The sequence below is a fragment of the Neorhizobium sp. P12A genome, assembly GCF_008365395.1.
Taxonomy (GTDB): Bacteria; Pseudomonadota; Alphaproteobacteria; order Rhizobiales; family Rhizobiaceae; genus Rhizobium.
Genome location: NZ_QOVX01000004.1, coordinates 269045 through 286749, shown reverse-complemented (window position 1 = coordinate 286749; position 17705 = coordinate 269045). Strand labels below are relative to the sequence as shown.

The window sequence follows — 17705 nt, the reverse complement described above, 5'->3', positions numbered from 1 at the left end:
CGCACCTCAATCTCTGAGGGCAATTTCCGTTTCGCGCGGATATTCGCCATAGAATCCCCGCCAGTTGGCGATGGCGAAGCCGAAGACGATCAGTGCACCCGCCTGGTGGGTCAGCGCCAGATGCAGTGGCACCTGCATCAGCAACGTCGAGATGCCGAGTGCGGCCTGGATGGTCACAAGCACCAGAAGCACGATGGAGCGGCGGGCGTGGGTCGTCTGCGGGGAGGCGCCCAGCGAGATCACCATGTTAATCAGCACCACAGCGAAGAGCGCGTAGGCGCCGAGGCGGTGAACATATTGAACCATCTTCGGGTTCTCGAAGAAATTGATCCAGGCCGGCATCTGGGCAAAGAGGCCGTCGGGCACGATCGCGCCATCCATCAGCGGCCATGTATTGTAGGAAAGGCCGGCATGGAGGCCGGCGACAAGTGCGCCGAGATAGATCTGGAAGAGAGCCATGAAGGCGATGAGGCCCGCGAGCTTGCCAGAATAAGGTGTCGGCGCAGCATCCTTCGAATGCGGCGACAATGCTCGCATGACCCACACACAGGACGCGAAAATCAAGCAGGCCATGACGAGGTGCGTGGCGAGGCGGTACTGGCTGACTTCGGTACGCGCCTCAAGGCCCGAGGCCACCATCCACCAGCCGATCGCGCCCTGCAGGCCACCCAGCAAGAAGACGCCAACCAGCGGCCAGCGCAGGCTCTTTTCAATGCGGCGCGTGACGATGAAATAGATCAGCGGCAGAGCGAAGATGACGCCCATACCGCGGGCGATCAACCGGTGCGCCCATTCCCACCAGAAGATGCTCTTGAAATCATCGACCGTGATGTCTTTGTTGATGATCTGGTATTGCGGGATGCGCTTGTAGAGGTCGAACTCCTCCTGCCATTGCGCTTCGTTGAGCGGCGGGATGACGCCGTGGATCGGCTTCCATTCGGTGATCGAGAGACCTGAATTGGTCAGCCGCGTCGCGCCGCCGACCAGCACCAGACAGAAGAGCGCAAAGACGACGAAACCAAGCCAGATGCGCACGGCGCGGCGATTGCGATCCTGCCTTGCGATTTCGCTTAGGACGGCCTGTTCCGAGGTGAAATTTGCGACAGCCATGGTCTCTCCTTCAATCCGCATGTTGATTTGCCCGATAGGGCCGTGCAAAACAAGGCCCAAGGCTTTGCGGCATGCCGTCGCGGAAGAAACGCCTCGCCGATGCCGGAGCCGAAGGGGAGGATGAAGACATGCCCGTGCGCTTGCGCAAATTCATCGGTACGATCCTGCTGATCGTGCTCGTTCTCGGCTATGCCTGGCTGGCGAATTCTGTCGCGGTTTATGCGCTCGGCAATGCGCCCTGGTGGACGCAGTTTCTCTATTTCCTGCTCACCGGCCTCATCTGGATCCTGCCGGCCATGCTGCTGATCAAGTGGATGGCAGGGCCGAAGCAGCGGTAATGCCGCCTCGATTAACGCAGGGATAACCCTGATCGGCGGAAAATCCGCAAACTTCCCTGCCATAAACCAAAAATAGGCGAGCCAGGCCTATGGTCTCCAGCGTTTGGATTTACGGGAGACATCCGGTGCAGACGCCGAAGCTGGATATCGAAACTATGCCGGTCGCCAATGCCGCGCCTGACAGCACCGCTGCGCCGGCACGTCGGGCTGCGAATGACACGTTGCGGATCGACCTCTTCGACAGCATGGAGCCGCTGGAGAGCGAATGGCGGGCGCTGGAACGCGACAATCTCGCCTCCCTGCATCAGGGCTATGACTGGTGCTCCGCCTGGGTCGCGACCTACAACAACCCGCTCGCGATCGTGCGCGGCTCGTTCGGCGCTCGGACGGCCTTCATCCTGCCGCTGGAAATCGTCCGCGCCAATATGGTGCGCAGCGCCCAGTTCATCGCCGCGCGTCGTAGCAATATCAATACGGGACTGTTTTCGCGGGAATTCCTCGAAGCGGCAGAAGGCGGGCTGACGGCCTCGCAGCGGGACGCGATCGCGCAAGCGCTGCAGGGCAAGGCCGATCTCGTGGTCCTGCAGAACATGCCATTGGGCTGGCGCGGGCGCAGGAGCCTCCTCTCCCATATGCCGCTGGTCGAAAACCAGAACCATGCCTTCCAGCTGCCCTTCCTCTCCTCTTTCGACGAGACGCTGAAGCAGCTGAACGCCAAGCGCCGGCGCAAGAAGAACCGTCAGCAGACGCGGCTGCTGCAGGATCTCGGCGGCTTCGAGCATATTGCCGGCGGGCCTGTTGACGAGCAGCATATGCTTCTCGATCTCTTCTTCCAGCAGAAGGCCGTTCGCTTCAAGGAGGCGGGGCTGCCTGATGTCTTCCAGTCGCCTGACGCAAAGGCCTTCCTGCATCGGCTGATCGATAGCGTCCGGAGCGACCCGTCTTCCGTGCCGCTCGAAATGCATGCGGTCCGGCTAAAGGGCACGCATGAGGGACACGTCCCGGCGGTTGCCGCGATCTCGCGCAAGGGCGATCATGTCATCTGCCAGTTCACCTCGATCGACGAAACCGTCGTGCCGGCATCGAGCCCAGGCGAGTTGCTGTTCTGGGTGATGATCGAGCATTTCCACAAGCAGGATGTCGCGCTCTTCGACTTCGGCATCGGCGACCAGCTTTACAAGCGCTCCTGGTGTCCTGCCGAAACGGTGCAGTATGATGCCATCCTGCCGATCTCGGCCCTCGGCCATGTCGCAGCCTTCGCGCAGCGCGGCGTCACGCGGACCAAGGCAGCGATCAAGGCCAATCCGAAGATCTATGGCTTCATCCAGCGGCTGAGGTCACAGGCAAGCCATGCGCCGACCGCCGAGCCGGTGGACAAGGATTAAGAAACGCTATGGCTGAGGTACATGAAAGCGCCGCATCTCTCCGTTTTCATGGGGACGACATTGATCCCGAAGAGATATCGCGCATCCTCGGCTGCCAGCCGACGAGCGGCGCGAAAAAAGGCGGTCTTTGGACCACGCCCAACGGGACACAAGTCGTGGCTCGGACGGGCCGCTGGCTGCTAAAAACTCCCCAGGAAAGCCCCGGCGATCTCGACAAGCAGGTGGCCGCGCTCTTTGCCGACTTAAGGGATGACCTCGACGCGTGGAAGGCGCTTGCGGGGCGCTTTCGCGGCAACATTTTCGTCGGCCTGTTCCTCTCCACCTATAATGAAGGAATTGGTCTCTCTCCGAACACGCTCAGTGCAATCGGATTGCGTGGATTGGAACTCCAGCTCGACATCTACAGTGGCCGCGACGACCCGGAGATCGACTAAAGCCGTCCAGTATAAGTTTGCTGAGCAGGACAGGCGAGCGCTTACGTCACGCAGCGTGGCGCTGCGTGCCCGGTTCGCCCTCGTCGCGCCAGCCGGACATCAGGATCAGATGTTCGTAGCCGGCCTTCTGGAATTCCGTCATTGCCGCAACGAATTGCTTCTCGTCAGGCTCCGGCATGGAGAGGACGATCTCGACATCCTTGTTGCGGGTTAGCCGTGCGACGCCATCGACATCGGCAGCGCCGCACTCGACCAGCACCAGATCATAGGCAGAAGACAGCGCTTCGAGGATGATCGACAGGCGGTCGGCTCCGCGCATGGCGCGGCGGAGATCGCTGGTTCCTTGCGGAACGAGATGGGCGTCGGACAACCGGTCCGGATGGATGGTGTCGACAAAGGCTGCTTCATTGCAAAGCAGATCGGTGATACCGGGCAGATCCGCCGCTTCAGCCATCAGCCGCGTCGGGCAGCCGGTGCCGGTCATGTCGACGAGGACGATACGGTGACCCGTATCGGCAATCGTGCGCGCCAGCATCACCGATGCCGTAGAGCCGTTGTCACCGCTCGGTGAGATTGCCGCCACGATCTTCGTATCCAGTCGGATGAGATAGTCGGCAACGGACTGGATCGAAAAGTCCTCTTCCTCCTCGGCAGGGGCGGACTGTTCGACATGAACGGATTCTTCCATTTCCCGAGCCAGTTCCTCGTCTGCCGCAACCGAGAGCATGCTCGCGGGTACATCGGCACGCTGGGCGACCGGCGCCGCGGCAACAGTCTCCCGCTCGACGACCTTCTCCCTGGCGTCGGTCGTTTCGGCTTCGACTTTGCCGGTTGGGCGCAGGGCGCGGCCGCTGAAGAGCTCCATCAGCATGATGACGATCGAGCTTAGGATAAAGGTTGCGAGCGTGGCGACGACGACGATCGGCCCGACCTTCGGAAAATAGGGATCGACCGGCTCGACAGCCTTGGAAACGACGCGGGCGTCGGCCGGGCTGGAGTTCTTGTCGGCGCGGGATGCGGCCTCGCGGTAGCGGGCAAGATAGGTCTCGAGCAGTTGGCGCTGGGCGGTCGCCTCGCGCTCCAGCGCGTTGAGGCCGACCGTGCTTTCGCCTGCCTGGGCGCTGGCGGCCTTGAGCTTGTCGGCCTGCTGCATCAGCTGCTGCTCGCGCAGATCGGCAACCTTCGCCTCGTTTTCGATGCTGGCGAGGATTTTCTGGGTCTCACGATCGATCTGCTGGCGGATGTCGGCGAGCTGGGCGCGCAGGGCCTTCAGGCGCGGATGCCCGTCCATCAGCGTCGTGGAGAGATCGGAGATCTGCGATTCCAGATTGGACTCTGTCGCCTTCAGGCGCTGCATGTTCTGCGAGCCGGAAACATCGGCAAGCGTATCGGTTGATCGGCCGGTGGAGAGCGCATTGCGGACTGCCTGTGCACGCGCCTCGGCATTGGCCTTGTCGCCGCGAACCTGGGCGAGCTGGCCGGAGATATCGGAGAGCTGCTGGCCGGCAAAGGTGTTGGTATCGCTGGTCTGCAGCAGGCCATTGGCGGAACGATAGTCGGCCACCTTCTTCTCTGCGTCGCTGACCTTCTGGCGCAGGTTTTCGATTTCAGGCTCCAGCCAGCGGGTCGCCTCGGAGTTGGAGTCCAGCTTCGCGCCGCTCTGCATGGAGAGGTAGACCTGCGCCATCGCGTTCGGGACGCTTGCGGCAAGCTGCGGGTCGCGGGAGGTGAAGGTGATGCCGATGACGCGGGAGCTGTTGATCTGGTAGACCTGCAGGCGATCGGTGAAAGCGTCCAGCATGCGCTCTTCAGGCGCCTTGTCCATGACGCTCTTCTTAAGGTGCAGCAGGACCAAGATCTTCGACATGGCCGAGCTTTCGTCGGGAGCCTCGAATTCGGGCTGATCGTAAAGCTTCAGATTGGTGATGACCTGCTTGATGAGATCGGCCGACTGAAGAATCTGCACCTGACTGGCGATATTGAGTTCATCGAGAACATTGCTCGACGTCGCATCCGCCCCTCCGGGCGCCGTCGTCGCAAAGGCCGGAGCGCGCTGCTCGATGAGAATACGGGTTTCGCTGCGATATTCGGGGGAGACGAGTTTGGCGATCACCAATGCGGCGCAAGCACCAATGACGGTGATGATCAGGACCCTTACGCGCCGCTGCCAGACAGCTCGAAAAAGCTGACCAAGATCAATATCCACATCCTGCTGGCTGCTGTTTACGCCGGACATACCCGTACTCCACACTATGAGTTCGCGAAAGCGTAAACGACCATGGTAACGCAACGGTTAATATTGGCCCTTCCCCGGCGTTACTGGCCCCATGTTACTTGTCGTAACGATATCAAATGGAATTGATCGGCCTCTTTACCCGCTGTTAACCCTAACGGATCGATAACAGCGTCATGATTTCCATCTTCCTGTGAGCATGCGGATGTCTTTCGCAAAGCCTAAGATTGTTCTGGCCCTCGGCATGGCTGCGCTCGGCGTAGGCCTCACCGGCTGCATGAGCTATCAGCCCGCGCCGCGGGCTTTCAATCAGGCAACGATCCAGCCCTATACGCTGGATAGCGGCGATCGGCTGCGCGTCACCGTCTTCGATCAGGAAGGCCTGACCAACACCTATACGGTGGATCAGGCCGGTTACATCTCCTTCCCGCTGATCGGTCAAGTCACCGCTCGGGGACGCACCATGCAGCAGCTTTCCGGCGAGATCGCCCAGAAGCTTCGGCAGGGCTATGTGCGTGATCCTGACGTCACGATCGACGTCGATCGTTATCGCTCGGTCTACATCATGGGCGAAGTTGGCCAGCCGGGCCAATATTCGTACGTGCCGGGCATGACGATCCAGAATGCTGTCGCAGTTGCAGGCGGATTCTCGAGCCGCGCCAACCAGGGCACTGTCGACGTTACCCGCAAGATCAACGGTCAGGTCATGACCGGGCGCGTCAACATTTCCAATCCGGTGCTCGCAGGCGATACGATCTACGTTCGTGAACGGTTGTTCTAACCATTCATGAACACCCCCCGCCCCCTCCGCATCCTTCATTGCTTCAGGTCCCCGGTCGGCGGAATTTTCCGCCATGTGCGCGATCTGGCGGAGGAGCACAGCAAGGCGGGACATGATGTCGGCATATTGTGCGACAGCTCGACCGGCGGCGAACATGAGGATCGGCTGTTCGATGACATTCGTCCTTATTTGTCGCTCGGGCTGACGCGGATGCCGATCCAGCGCTCCGTCAGCCCGGCGGATTTCGGGGCGCTGTGGGAAGGTTACAAGACAGTCAAAAGTTTGCGGCCGGACGTGCTGCATGGGCATGGCGCCAAGGGCGGCCTGCTTGCACGCGTCATCGGCTCAGCCCTGCGGGTGAACAGGTATCGCGTAGCCCGCCTTTATACGCCGCATGGCGGCAGCCTGCATTTCTCTCCCACCATGCCGCAGGGCAAGCTGGTGCTGTTTCTGGAGCGCTTGCAGGAGCATTTTACCGACGCGCTGATCTTCATCTGCGATTTCGAACGGCAGACTTACGAGCGCAAGGTCGGCATCCCCAAGGCGAAGACGAGACTGATCTACAATGGCATCAACGAGCGCGACTTCAGACCCATACCCACACGGTCCGACTCGGTCCATTTTGTCTATATCGGCATGCTTCGGGACCTTAAGGGTCCCGATCTCTTTGTGGACGCCTTTGCCAAGACCGAGCGGCGCGTCGGGCGGCCGCTGTCGGCGCTGATGATTGGGGACGGGCCGGATCGCGACAAATATCGCACCATGATGGTCGAGCGTGGCCTCGGGCATCGCATCGGGATATTGCCGGCCATGCGCATCGATGAAGCCTTCGCCATGTCGCAGAACGTCGTCGTGCCCTCGCGCGCCGAATCCATGCCCTACATCGTGCTCGAGGCACTTGCGGCCAGCAAGGCGGTCATCGCTTCCAGAGTGGGTGGTATTCCAGAAGCACTTGGGCTGGAAAGCCCGGCTTTGGCCGAGCCGGACAATGCCGATGATCTGGCGCGGGTCATGGCAGAGGCCGTGGTCACACCACGGTGGGGAGATCGTGTCATGCCCCCCACTGAATCCATCAAGTCTGTCTTCTCCGCGCCCGTTATGGCACGGGATGTCCTAAAACTGTACTATGAAATACTTGGCATTCGTGGCGATGCGTAAAATTTAACCTTTTCTTCTAAGCGTTCCTTAGGTGCTTTTCTGCTAGGTCGATTTCCGGCGAGGACCGGATATTCAAGACCATGAATCAGATAGACAAGCCTGAGCAATTCAACATCGAAAACATTCGCAGGCAGGTCTCCGAAGTACGGGCCCGGTCGGCTGACGAAAAGGCAGGCGAGATTACGCCTCCTGCCATCAATCCGTTTGCAGCCAAGATCGCCGAGCAGTTCCGCGAAGCCAACCAGACGCCTTCGATCATCATCGGGCAGTTTCGGCTTTTCGAGTTCCTGTCATTTCTCGCCATCGGACTTGGTGTCTCCTATGCCTATATCGATGCGCACGTTCAGCCCTTCCTGATCCAGGCGGCCGTCGCGATCGGGCTGTCTGCACTGACCGTCTTCATCCTGCAGGTGGTCGACGCCTATCAGATCCCGGCGCTTCGCGCTCCGCTTCATTGCGTGCGACGTCTGTTGCTGGCCTGGGGGGCATCCTTCATCCCGCTTCTCGTCCTGGTCGCGCTGCTGCGGGCCGGCTCGATATATTCCCCCCGCCTGTTCATTGTCTGGCTCCTGACCGGCATCGTCTTCCTGTTCGTAGAGCGTATCGCCTTTGCCTATGGCATCCGCAACTGGACGAGAAACGGCGTCATGGAACGGCGGGCCGTCATCGTTGGCGGCGGCGAACCGGCCAGAGAGCTGATCCGCGCGCTCGAAAGCCAGCAGGACAATGATATCCGCATCTGCGGTATTTTCGACGACCGCGGCGATGGCCGTTCGCCGGTCGTCGTCGCCGGTTATCCGAAGCTCGGTACCGTCGCCGAACTGGTCGAATTCGCCCGGGTTGCCCGCATCGACATGCTGATCATCGCGCTGCCGATGAGCGCCGAAAACCGCATTCTCCAGCTTCTGAAAAAGCTCTGGGTGCTGCCTGTCGATATCCGGCTGGCGGCCCATGCGAACAAGCTGCGGTTCCGCCCGCGCGCCTATTCCCACGTCGGCGCCGTGCCAATGCTCGATATCTTCAACAAGCCGATCCGCGATTGGGATTCCGTCGCCAAGCGCGTGTTCGACATCTTCTTCAGCCTGGTTGCGCTCTCGCTTCTCTGGCCTGTCATGATCGGGGCGGCGATCGCCGTAAAGGCGACGTCCAAGGGGCCTGTCTTCTTCATGCAGAAGCGGCACGGCTTCAACAACGAGATCATCAAGGTCTTCAAGTTCCGCTCGATGTACACCAATATGAGCGATCCGTCGGCGCGCAACGCCGTCACCAAGAACGATCCGCGCGTCACGCCGGTCGGCCGCTTCCTGCGCAAATCCTCGATCGACGAACTGCCACAGCTTTTCAACGTGCTGATGGGCAGCCTGTCCCTAGTCGGTCCTCGCCCGCACGCCGTCCTCGCGCAGAGCCATGACCGCACCTATGCCGACGTCGTCGAAGGCTATTTCGCCCGTCACCGCGTCAAGCCGGGCGTAACCGGCTGGGCGCAGATCAACGGTTGGCGCGGCGAGATCGACAATGACGACAAGATCAAGTTCCGCACCGCCTACGACCTCTTCTACATTGAGAACTGGTCATTGTTCTTCGACCTGAAAATCCTCTTCCTGACACCCTTCCGCCTGCTCAACACGGAAAATGCATATTGAGTGCTATCGCAACCACTACGCTGCACGTCCCGCAGCCGCAGCTTGCCGCCATGCGCCTTGTCGGCACAGCTTGCGTTGCGTTCGGTGTCTTTCTTTCCGGCTTCGTCATTGACGAGCCGGCACCGTACGAGCTTTGGCTGACGCTTCTGATCGGCGTCTGGTTCATTTTGGGTCTGCGGATTTCGCGCAGCACTGCGCCGCTCCTGGCGCTGTTCCTGACATTCAACGTCGGCGGCATGCTGTCGATGACGCAGATGCGGGATCTCACCAGCACCGAAATGGACGCCCCCATCTACATCGCGGTGTCGACTTTCCTGGCGCTGAGTTCCGTCTTCTATGCCGCGATCATCGAGGACAATGCCAATCGTCTGGCGCTGATTTTCAAGACGCTCACCGTCGCCGCGATCATCACCTCTGTTCTCGGCATCATCGGCTATTTTCATGCCCTGCCCGGCTTCGAGATCTTCACGCGCTACGACCGCGCCATGGGCGCCTTCCAGGACCCGAACGTCTTCGGCCCCTATCTCGCCGCGCCCGCGCTCTACCTGATGCACGGCATCCTAATCGGCGATCTGAAGAAGGCGCCGCTCAAGACAGTCGGCCTTGCGATCCTCGCATTCGGCATCTTTCTCTCTTTCTCGCGTGCCGCCTGGGCGCTCTTTGCCTTTGCCGCCGCGATGCTGATTTTCATCATGCTGCTAAAGCATCGCAGCAACGCCTTCCGCCTGCGCATCCTGATCATGTCGCTGACCGCCGTCATCCTTATGGTCACGGTGCTTGTTATCGCGCTGCAGTTCCATCAGGTCAGCGACCTCTTCTCGCAAAGGACGCAGCTGGTGCAGGATTATGACGGCGGCCACCTGGGGCGCTTCGAGCGTCACCGCATCGGCTTCACGATGTCGATGGAGAAGCCGCTCGGCATCGGCCCGCTGGTCTTTGCGACCATGTTCAACGAGGACGAGCACAATATCTGGCTGAAGACGCTGACCACCTATGGCTGGCTGGGCTTCTTCTGCTGGGTCACCATGATCTGCTGGACGATCTATATCGGCTTCCGCTGCCTGCTCAAGGAGCGGCCGTGGCAGCCCTACGTGATGATCTCCTGGATCGTCATTCTCGGCCATGTCGGCATCGGCAACGTCATCGACACCGACCACTGGCGCCATCTCTACATGCTGATCGGGATCGTCTGGGGCTGCTGGGCGCTGGAACAACGCCATCAGCATCGCCTCGCCCGGGGAGAAATCGTGACATGAACGTCAACGTATCGATCAAACGCCTCTCGCTGCTGCAAGTCCTGGAGCCGAGCGGTGGTGGATCCGGTCGCCATTTCCTCGATCTGTGCCGCGCCATGCAGCGCCGTGGCCATTCGGTAACCGCGATCTATTCGCCAGTCCGGGCCGAAGACGCGTTCGTTGAAGAACTGGAGGGAATGGGCCTCGACGGCGTGCTCCCCGTCATGATGCATCGCTCGCCCGGAATTGCTGATATTCCGGCCTGGTGGAACATCCGCCAGATCGTTTCGAAACACGGTCACTTCGACCTGATCCATGGCCACAGTTCCAAGGCGGGTGCGCTCACGCGTCTGCGCCTGCCCGGGGTACACACGCCGGTCATCTATACGCCTCACGCTTTCAGGACCATGGACCCGACGCTGGGCTCCAAGGGTCGCATGATCTATGGCGGCATCGAGCGTTTCCTCGGCAACGCCCTCTCGGATCGTGTGATCTGCGTCTCGCGCGATGAATATGAGCATGCGCTGTCGATCGGCTTGCCCCGGGACAGATTGCGGGTGGTCGCAAACGGCGTCGCCTCGCCTCCTCCCGGTCAGCGCGCTGCTATCAGGTCTCGGTACGGCATCGGCGATGACGCGCTACTGTTCGGCTTCGTTGGTCGACTGACTCAGCAGAAGGCGCCGGAGCGTCTGGTCAATGCCTTTGCCCGGATCGCGGCAAAGCTCCCGAACGCTCATCTGCTGATGATCGGCACTGGGGAGCTGGAGGCCGAGATCGACGCACGCATCAAGGCACTCGGGCTCCAGGGTCGCGCACATCTCAATAGCAGCATTCCCGGCGCCGTCGCGATTGATGCCTTCGACGCGGTCGTGATGCCCAGCCGCTATGAGGCCATGTCCTATGTGATGCTCGAGGCAGCGGCAGGCGGAAAGCCGCTGGTGCTGACGAAGGTCGGCGGCGCCAGCATGGTGCTGGAAGATGGACGGAATGGCCTGCTCGTCGCCAACAGCGATGATCCGGAGCCGCTTGCCGACGCGATGATGCGCCTGGCGGATCCTGATATCCTGCGCCGTTTCACCGCTGAAGCGCGGCGTCGGAAGGATCGCAACACGATTACAGGCATGGCCGACGAAACCGAGGAAATCTATTTCGAATTGCTGGGTTATCGTTCGCCGGCCCTCTTGAGAATGGCCGAGACGGCGCTACAATTGCAGGCATGATCACCTCTGCACAACTCCGAGGCGCCCGCGCCATGATCGGGCTTTCCACAGAAGAACTCGCAGCCGACAGCCGGCTGTCCGTCGCCTCCATCGAAGCGCTGGAGACGGATGTCGGGTCAGTCGAGCATCATACGCTTTCGGCGGTCCGCGCAGCGCTGGAAGCGCGAGGCATCCTGTTTCTAGCGAGCGGCAGCCAGGGGGTCGGCGGACCAGGCGTACGGCTGAAATCCTGGGACGAGGACGAAGGCATTCGTCCGGAAAACCTCAACGCTACCAACGACGATTAGGGCGCTACCAAACCTTCATGGAACCAAAGCGGAGTTTCGCGCGTTTATCCTGCGAAATCATTGGTTTGCATGGGGGATTGAAAGATGAAACGTAGCAACGGCCTTTATCGGCGCTTTGGTGGTCGTGGTCATCGGTCTCGGGACCTATATCTATCGCGAGCAGACCAAGCCGGAAGGTATTCAGATGAATATCGGCAAGAACGGCATCTCCGTCGAGCAAAATTGACGGCGAGACTGCTGGGTCTCAGCGCTGATCAAGCCGCCAGGAATGGACCATTGCTTCCGGCGCCGAAACGGATGCCGGAAGCATGAAGCGGTCAGTCTCGTTGGAGGGGTTGCGGGTTGCGCACGTTGAGCGGACCGGCAGCCCGTGACCGAAATCATCGAGGGTCACCAGTTCCACAATCGTCCTGCCGCGGCTGTCCTGCCATCGCTTGCGGCTGGCGCCGTTACGTCGGTCGTCTTTCGCCTCTGCCCAGTCCAGCCCATGCAATGCCAGCCACTGCGATAGCGAGGCTTCGGCATTGCCGATCGCGACGACTTGGTCGGAGGCGCCATGCCAGATGGAAACGGCAGGAAAGCTCCCAGCATCCGGGGAGACATTGCGGACGAACTGCGCCCATTCATCGGGCGTATGCTGCACCGGATTTTGCATGACATGCAGGGCCGACATCGCGTCCCGCGCAGAACCGAAGGGCAGACCGGCAACGATCGTTCCGGCGGCAAAGAGATCGGGATAGGTGGCAAGCAAGGCCGCCGCCATGGCGCCGCCAGCGGAGAGGCCCATGACGAATACACGATCAGCATCGATCGAATGGCGCTCGGACGCAAAAGCGATCATCTCCCTGATCGATCCCAATTCGCCACGGTCGCGTGTGACCTGGCTCGGCCGGAACCAGTTGAAGCATAGGTTGGAATTGTTGGAGGGCTTCTGCTCCGGATAGAGCACCGCAAAACCGTGCTCTCGCGCCAGTGCTGTCCAGCCGCTCGCCCGATCGAAATCCGGAGCGTTCTGCATGCAGCCGTGGAGAACAACGACCAGCGGCATCGCTCTGCCGGCCGGCCGTGGCGGCACATATTCCAACATCCTGAGATTGCCGGGATTGCGACCGAAGCCCGTTACCTCGACAAGACGCCGCGCCGGGGATCCTTGTCCGCGATCGGGCTGATCGGACCCAAAGGGAGATTCCAGTCCGGACAATATCTGTTGTTGAAAAGCAAAGGGATCGGCGAGCAGACGGCTGAGCCGTGTGGGAAATTTCAGACGCATTCGGAACCTTTCCGGTTCGATCAGGAACCGTCACTTTTGCCGCCACCGCAATGCGATAATATTTGTGCACCGCAGCAATAATAGGGCAAAAGTTGCTTCCGGATAGGCCTAAAATGCCAAGCCGTCGAAAATCATCCAAAAGATGGAATTGATCGGTGGGGAATCAGAGATAGGCCTTGGCAAGGGCCAGCAGCTTTGCGTCTTCCTTGACGCCATGGCGATAGAGCTGAATGATCACTGCGCCGAGCCGTTCGGCTTCAGGACCCTTTCGGGCGATGCCCCGCTCCTTGCATGCCGCCGCCAGCACGCCGTCGAGCACGTCAAGATCGTCCGAAAACAACGGCAAATCCTGCGGATGAATGGAAGATTTCAACATCTACGCCGCCACTTCTTGCCAAAAATTAGATGAGACTGGGTTATCGCCAGCCCCCTCTTTTAGCCGCCGATGAAATGAGTATGCTCTCCGACCTTACCCTTGGCAAGAAAGCTTTTCGTGATTGGAACAAATAGAGCGGCGATGCGTTTCATGACTTTATTTGCGCTGTTTCCGAGAGCAAGTGAGGGAAGCGGCAAGGTCTTCACAGGCAAGCCAAAATCGGGTTTGCGCCTTACGATCCGATCTCGATCCTGGCGCATTCAAGGCGCCTGCCATGGGACCACTTTTCTGGCACTCCGGCAGCGCGGTTTTACTCATTCGGCTGCCATCTGCGGATTGCTGATGGACATGGTGGGCATCGTGGACGCCGAAAAGGCGTCCACGGGAGGAAAATCGATCTATCGGGGCATCTCGCTGCGGATCCATTCCGTGATCGAGGTTGTCTTCGGCTTCCATCCCAGATCCCTGGTCGCGATATGGCCCCTGACGCGGCTGTTGGAGCCCAGTCCGAACACGGCCATTTCACGTCCCCAGGTGGCAATAGCCTCGTCCGCTGACATGGATCCCGCTTCGCCCAGTTCAAGACGGTCGGCGACGGCACGCACGACATTGCCGAGTTCTTCCTCACCGCTTTCGACATAGAGGAAAGTGCCGGGCTTCGCGCTATCAAGGGCAAGCAGGTATAGATCTACGACATCGGCGATATGGACGTTGGACCAGCGGTTGAGGCCGCGTCCGATGTAGCGTGCCTTTCCTGTCTCGCGCGCGTTACGGGCGAGGCGCGGAACCTGGACGCTCTCGGCCGGAGTGCCGAGCGTGTTGCCGTAGATCATGGTGTTGCAGAGAACCACGGAGCGGACGCCGGACGCGCCGAGCACGAGCTGGTCGATCGCTACGCGGGCGACCTTGTCCGGCTCCGGCTCGATCTTGGCGTCTTCGTCATAGATGCTGTCCGAGGGCTCGCCCATGGCTTCGTCACCGACAATGCTGCTGCCGCTCGTATGAAGGAACGCCTTGCCGCTTCCCTCGATCCCCCTAAGGATGGCTTCGACCGCGCCGCGATGATCGCTGCTTGCGGTATTGATCACAGCGTCCGCCGCGCGGGCCTCTTCGGTGAGGAGCGAGGTGTCATCAAGGGTTCCGATCACGGGTTCGATGCCCGTGCGCACCACATCGGCCGCCTTTGCCTGATCGCGGACGAGGCCGCGAACGGTATGCCCCTTGGCGACGAGGGCGGCGCCGACCGAACCACCGATATAGCCGCTGGCGCCTGTGAGGAAGATTTTCATGTTCGAATTCCTTTCCGGGATGTTTGTCTCATTCCAGATAGACATGTCGGGCTGCGATGATTATATCTGCAGGGAGAACACTTATTGTGAACTGCAGGACATAATGTCGAAGCTGGTCATGGAGCGCCTCGGCGAAATGGAAGTCTTCGTCCGCGTCGTGCACGAAGGCGGTTTCTCGAAGGCCGCGAGAAGTCTGGACTTGACGCCGTCAGCCGTCAGCAAGCTGATTGCGCGACTGGAGGAGAGGCTTGGCGCGCGTCTGCTGGTACGCACCACGCGCAGCCTGACACTCACGGATGAAGGCCGGGCTTTTTTCGAGGCGAGCGGTCGGATCCTTCAGGAGGTCAGCGACGCCGAGGACGCGGCCGCCTCAGGTTCGGTTCGCGGAAGACTGCGGATCACGTCTTCGCTGACTTTCGGAAACATGTATGTTGTTCCCCACCTTGACGATTTCCTCGCCCGCAATCCGGACCTTGCCGTCGAGCTCGCCTTCACCGACGACCTCGTCAGCCTGCTTGCCCAGCAGGCAGATGTCGCGATCCGCATCGGGCCGCTCTCCGACAGTTCGCTGACCGCACGCAAAATCGGCGACGTTCGCCGCGTGGTTTGCGCGTCGCCGAACTATCTCGACAAACATGGGGTGCCCGCCGTTCCAGCCGACCTTGAACCCCACCAATGCATGAGCTTCACATTCAGGACACCCAAGGACCGGTGGCCGTTTCTGATCGGAGGAAACGTCGTCGAACAGCTTGCGCCCGGCAGCATCGAGGTCAACAACGGCGAGACCATGCGCCACCTCCTGCTTACCGGCGCCGGCATCGCCCGGGTCGGCCGTTTCATCGTCGCGGATGATATCGAGGCCGGCCGGGTCGTGCCTCTTCTTGAGGATTTCAATCCCGGCGACGTGGAGACGATCCATGCCGTCTATGTCGGCGCCGGCCCCCTGCCGCGCCGCGTCCGGGCCTTTATCGACTTTCTCATGGAGGTTATCCCGCCCCGGCTCGCCGTTTTATGAAGGTAGCCGGGGCGGGGCGGCACCGCCCTTGCCGTCGCTCTAGGTTCGCAGGGACCGGAAGGATTCGCGTAATTCCTCGGTGAAGACGGTGGGCTGCTCCCAGGCAGCAAAATGTCCGCCCTTCTGAGGCCTGTTGTAGTGGATGAGCTTTGGATAGGCTTTTTCCGCCCAGCTCTGCGGCGCCTGATAGATCTCGTCGGGGAACGCGCTCACAGCGACCGGGATCTTGATGCCTCTCGGATCGAAGAAGCCCCCTGACGGAAAATGCGCATTGTCCCAGTAAAGGCGGGCGGAGGAAATCGCCGTATTCGTCAACCAATAGAGCGTCACGTTGTCGAGGATGTCATCGCGTGTCAGCCCTTCAGGCTTACCATCGAAGACACGGGCGATCATGTCGTAGCTGCGGATGTCATGATCGAGCATCCAGGCGGCAAGGCCGATCGGAGAATCCACAATCCCGTAAAGGGTTTGCGGCCGATTGTTCATCTCGATCGCATAGCCGAGACCATTCTTGTAGAAATCGTCAAGTTGCTCATAGGCGTGCTTTTCGTCGGGCGAAAGATCCGCCGGCGCCGGCGCGCCCGATGCGAGTGCCTTGGCGATGTCGGCTGGGACGGTGGCGGCCATGTTGGTGTGAATGCCCAGCAATCCCGGCGGTTGCTGCACGGCCATCAGCTCGGAGATGGCATTGCCCCAGTCTCCGCCCTGGGCGACATATTGGGTGTAGCCGAGGCGGTCCATCAGTACGGCCCAGGCCTTCGCAATACGCGGCGGATTCCAGCCCGGTTCGGTCGGCTTGCCGGAGAAACCATAGCCGGGGATCGACGGAACCACGACGTGGAAGGCATCCGACGCAGTGCCCCCGTGAGCCGTCGGATCCGTCAGGGGAGCGATGATCTTCATCTGCTCGATGATCGAGCCCGGCCACCCATGCGTGATGATGATGGGCAGCGCATTTTCCTGTTTCGACTTCACATGGATGAAGTGAATCTCCACGCCGTCGATTTCGGTTACGAATTGCGGAAGGGCGTTCAGCCGCGCTTCGACCTTGCGCCAGTCATAGTTCTTGGCCCAATAGTCGGCGAGCTTTTTGATCGTGGCAAGCTGCACCCCTTGGGTATGGTCCTTCACCGTTTCCTTGTCCGGCCAGCGGGTCGCTACGACACGCTGATGCAGATCCTTGAGTTCTTTGTCGGTCGCGGAGAAATGAAAGGGCTTGATGGAGGCGCTATCATTGGTGGCGGCAAATGCTGCGGGCACCAGACCCGCGGCGCTGGCGGCGGCGGCAGTGGCAAGTATGCTGCGCCGGGTGACCGGCGATGATAGGGCCGACATGGCTTCCTCCTATGCGTTGGTGTTGATCTACGCGGCTTGAGGGTCGTCACTTAAATCGGGCTGCATTCAATAGCTTTGGATCGGCTTGGACCGGTACACCGGCGCTCTGAAGATCAGTCGCTCGTAGTCCGCGAGCATTGCCGGCTGCGGGGTCAGGATGGCCAATTCAGGACGGCTATTCTATTGTACCATGGTGTCGCCGATGGCCCAGCATTTGCGGGGACGGGTAACCTTGGGTTTGATGGCGTTCGCAGCCACGCCACCAGTCCACATTGATATGCTGAGTTTCCTCGATCAAGCGGGCCGAAGGGTCGCTTGATCGGTGCTAACTGTCAAGCAGCAACCACAGCCTTGCCGAGAGCGACCAGAGCAGTCTCGTAGAGCGTTCGGTCTCTCCCAAGATTTATTGTACCTCGGTTCCGGCCTTTGTTGTTGCCATCCGAACCAACATCCGCCGACACCTTGGTGCAATAGTCGTCCCCTCAATTTCGCGCGATGATCCACTCAGTCGACGGGCGACGAAGTCACCGGGCGGTCGACACAAATGCAGATCGGCAGTGAATTCGAGGTGATCTCCCCTGGATGACCGCCACGCG

17 protein-coding genes are annotated in these 17705 nt (G+C 60.4%); 10 read left to right on the top strand and 7 right to left on the bottom strand.

Translation table 11 applies throughout. From position 1 onward, the window contains the following. Positions 1-6: 6 nt before the first annotated feature. Entirely contained in the window at positions 7-1110 is a 1104-nt protein-coding gene (locus DTW90_RS15715) for a COX15/CtaA family protein (RefSeq protein WP_149339469.1), read from the bottom strand. 128 nt (positions 1111-1238) lie between these two features. Between DTW90_RS15715 and DTW90_RS15710 the strand changes: the two genes are divergently transcribed. The 3 genes from DTW90_RS15710 (at position 1239) to DTW90_RS15700 (ending at position 3267) form a co-directional block, all read left to right on the top strand. After that, positions 1239-1448 carry a DUF2842 domain-containing protein gene (locus DTW90_RS15710; RefSeq protein WP_149339615.1) on the top strand — a complete coding sequence of 70 codons (210 nt, stop codon included), beginning with the start codon at positions 1239-1241 and terminating at the stop codon, positions 1446-1448. Positions 1449-1573: 125 nt separating this feature from the next. Further along, positions 1574-2833 carry a GNAT family N-acetyltransferase gene (locus DTW90_RS15705; protein WP_246664957.1) on the top strand — a complete coding sequence of 420 codons (1260 nt, stop codon included), beginning with the start codon at positions 1574-1576 and terminating at the stop codon, positions 2831-2833. A gap of 8 nt (positions 2834-2841) precedes the next feature. Then, positions 2842-3267 (top strand): DUF4279 domain-containing protein, encoded by a 426-nt coding sequence (locus DTW90_RS15700; protein WP_132516934.1) that lies wholly within the window; start codon positions 2842-2844, stop codon positions 3265-3267. Positions 3268-3313: 46 nt separating this feature from the next. On the opposite strand, the gene DTW90_RS15695 is transcribed toward DTW90_RS15700, so the two are convergent. Next, positions 3314-5503, bottom strand: coding sequence for an exopolysaccharide transport family protein (locus DTW90_RS15695; RefSeq protein ID WP_132516936.1), 2190 nt, complete (start codon positions 5501-5503; stop codon positions 3314-3316). Between the two features lie 202 nt (positions 5504-5705). Between DTW90_RS15695 and DTW90_RS15690 the strand changes: the two genes are divergently transcribed. The 6 genes from DTW90_RS15690 (at position 5706) to DTW90_RS15665 (ending at position 11824) form a co-directional block, all read left to right on the top strand. Next, positions 5706-6281, top strand: coding sequence for a polysaccharide biosynthesis/export family protein (locus DTW90_RS15690; protein WP_132516938.1), 576 nt, complete (start codon positions 5706-5708; stop codon positions 6279-6281). Between the two features lie 6 nt (positions 6282-6287). Further along, positions 6288-7439 (top strand): glycosyltransferase family 4 protein, encoded by a 1152-nt coding sequence (locus tag DTW90_RS15685; RefSeq protein ID WP_132516940.1) that lies wholly within the window; start codon positions 6288-6290, stop codon positions 7437-7439. An 80-nt stretch (positions 7440-7519) separates the two neighbouring features. Further along, a complete protein-coding gene (locus DTW90_RS15680; protein ID WP_149339467.1) occupies positions 7520-9082 on the top strand; it encodes an undecaprenyl-phosphate glucose phosphotransferase in 1563 nt (520 codons plus the stop codon). Then, positions 9079-10338, top strand: a complete 1260-nt coding sequence (locus DTW90_RS15675; protein WP_188079953.1) for an O-antigen ligase family protein — start codon at positions 9079-9081, stop codon at positions 10336-10338. The genes DTW90_RS15680 and DTW90_RS15675 overlap by 4 nt, the downstream gene beginning before the upstream one ends. Then, a complete protein-coding gene (locus tag DTW90_RS15670; RefSeq protein WP_149339465.1) occupies positions 10335-11537 on the top strand; it encodes a glycosyltransferase family 4 protein in 1203 nt (400 codons plus the stop codon). Before DTW90_RS15675 ends, DTW90_RS15670 begins: the two co-directional genes overlap by 4 nt. Next, on the top strand, positions 11534-11824 hold the full coding sequence (locus DTW90_RS15665; RefSeq protein WP_149339463.1) for a helix-turn-helix domain-containing protein: 291 nt from the start codon (positions 11534-11536) through the stop codon (positions 11822-11824). The genes DTW90_RS15670 and DTW90_RS15665 overlap by 4 nt, the downstream gene beginning before the upstream one ends. Positions 11825-12068: 244 nt before the next feature. Here DTW90_RS15665 and DTW90_RS15660 read toward each other — a convergent pair whose 3' ends face one another. From DTW90_RS15660 to DTW90_RS15645, 4 genes are all read right to left on the bottom strand, one after another. Continuing rightward, positions 12069-13094, bottom strand: a complete 1026-nt coding sequence (locus tag DTW90_RS15660; RefSeq protein WP_149339461.1) for a PHB depolymerase family esterase — start codon at positions 13092-13094, stop codon at positions 12069-12071. Between the two features lie 163 nt (positions 13095-13257). Further along, positions 13258-13470: a hypothetical protein gene (locus tag DTW90_RS15655; RefSeq protein WP_132516950.1), complete on the bottom strand. Its 213-nt coding sequence runs from the start codon at positions 13468-13470 to the stop codon at positions 13258-13260. A gap of 59 nt (positions 13471-13529) precedes the next feature. Continuing rightward, positions 13530-13730 (bottom strand): hypothetical protein, encoded by a 201-nt coding sequence (locus DTW90_RS15650; RefSeq protein WP_149339460.1) that lies wholly within the window; start codon positions 13728-13730, stop codon positions 13530-13532. A 138-nt stretch (positions 13731-13868) separates the two neighbouring features. Next, entirely contained in the window at positions 13869-14759 is an 891-nt protein-coding gene (locus DTW90_RS15645; protein WP_132516952.1) for an NAD-dependent epimerase/dehydratase family protein, read from the bottom strand. Between the two features lie 103 nt (positions 14760-14862). On the opposite strand from DTW90_RS15645, the gene DTW90_RS15640 reads away from it, so the two are divergent. Continuing rightward, positions 14863-15774: a LysR family transcriptional regulator gene (locus tag DTW90_RS15640; RefSeq protein ID WP_149339609.1), complete on the top strand. Its 912-nt coding sequence runs from the start codon at positions 14863-14865 to the stop codon at positions 15772-15774. 39 nt (positions 15775-15813) lie between these two features. On the opposite strand, the gene DTW90_RS15635 is transcribed toward DTW90_RS15640, so the two are convergent. Beyond that, positions 15814-17109 (bottom strand): epoxide hydrolase family protein, encoded by a 1296-nt coding sequence (locus DTW90_RS15635; protein ID WP_149339457.1) that lies wholly within the window; start codon positions 17107-17109, stop codon positions 15814-15816. Positions 17110-17705 lie beyond the last annotated feature (596 nt).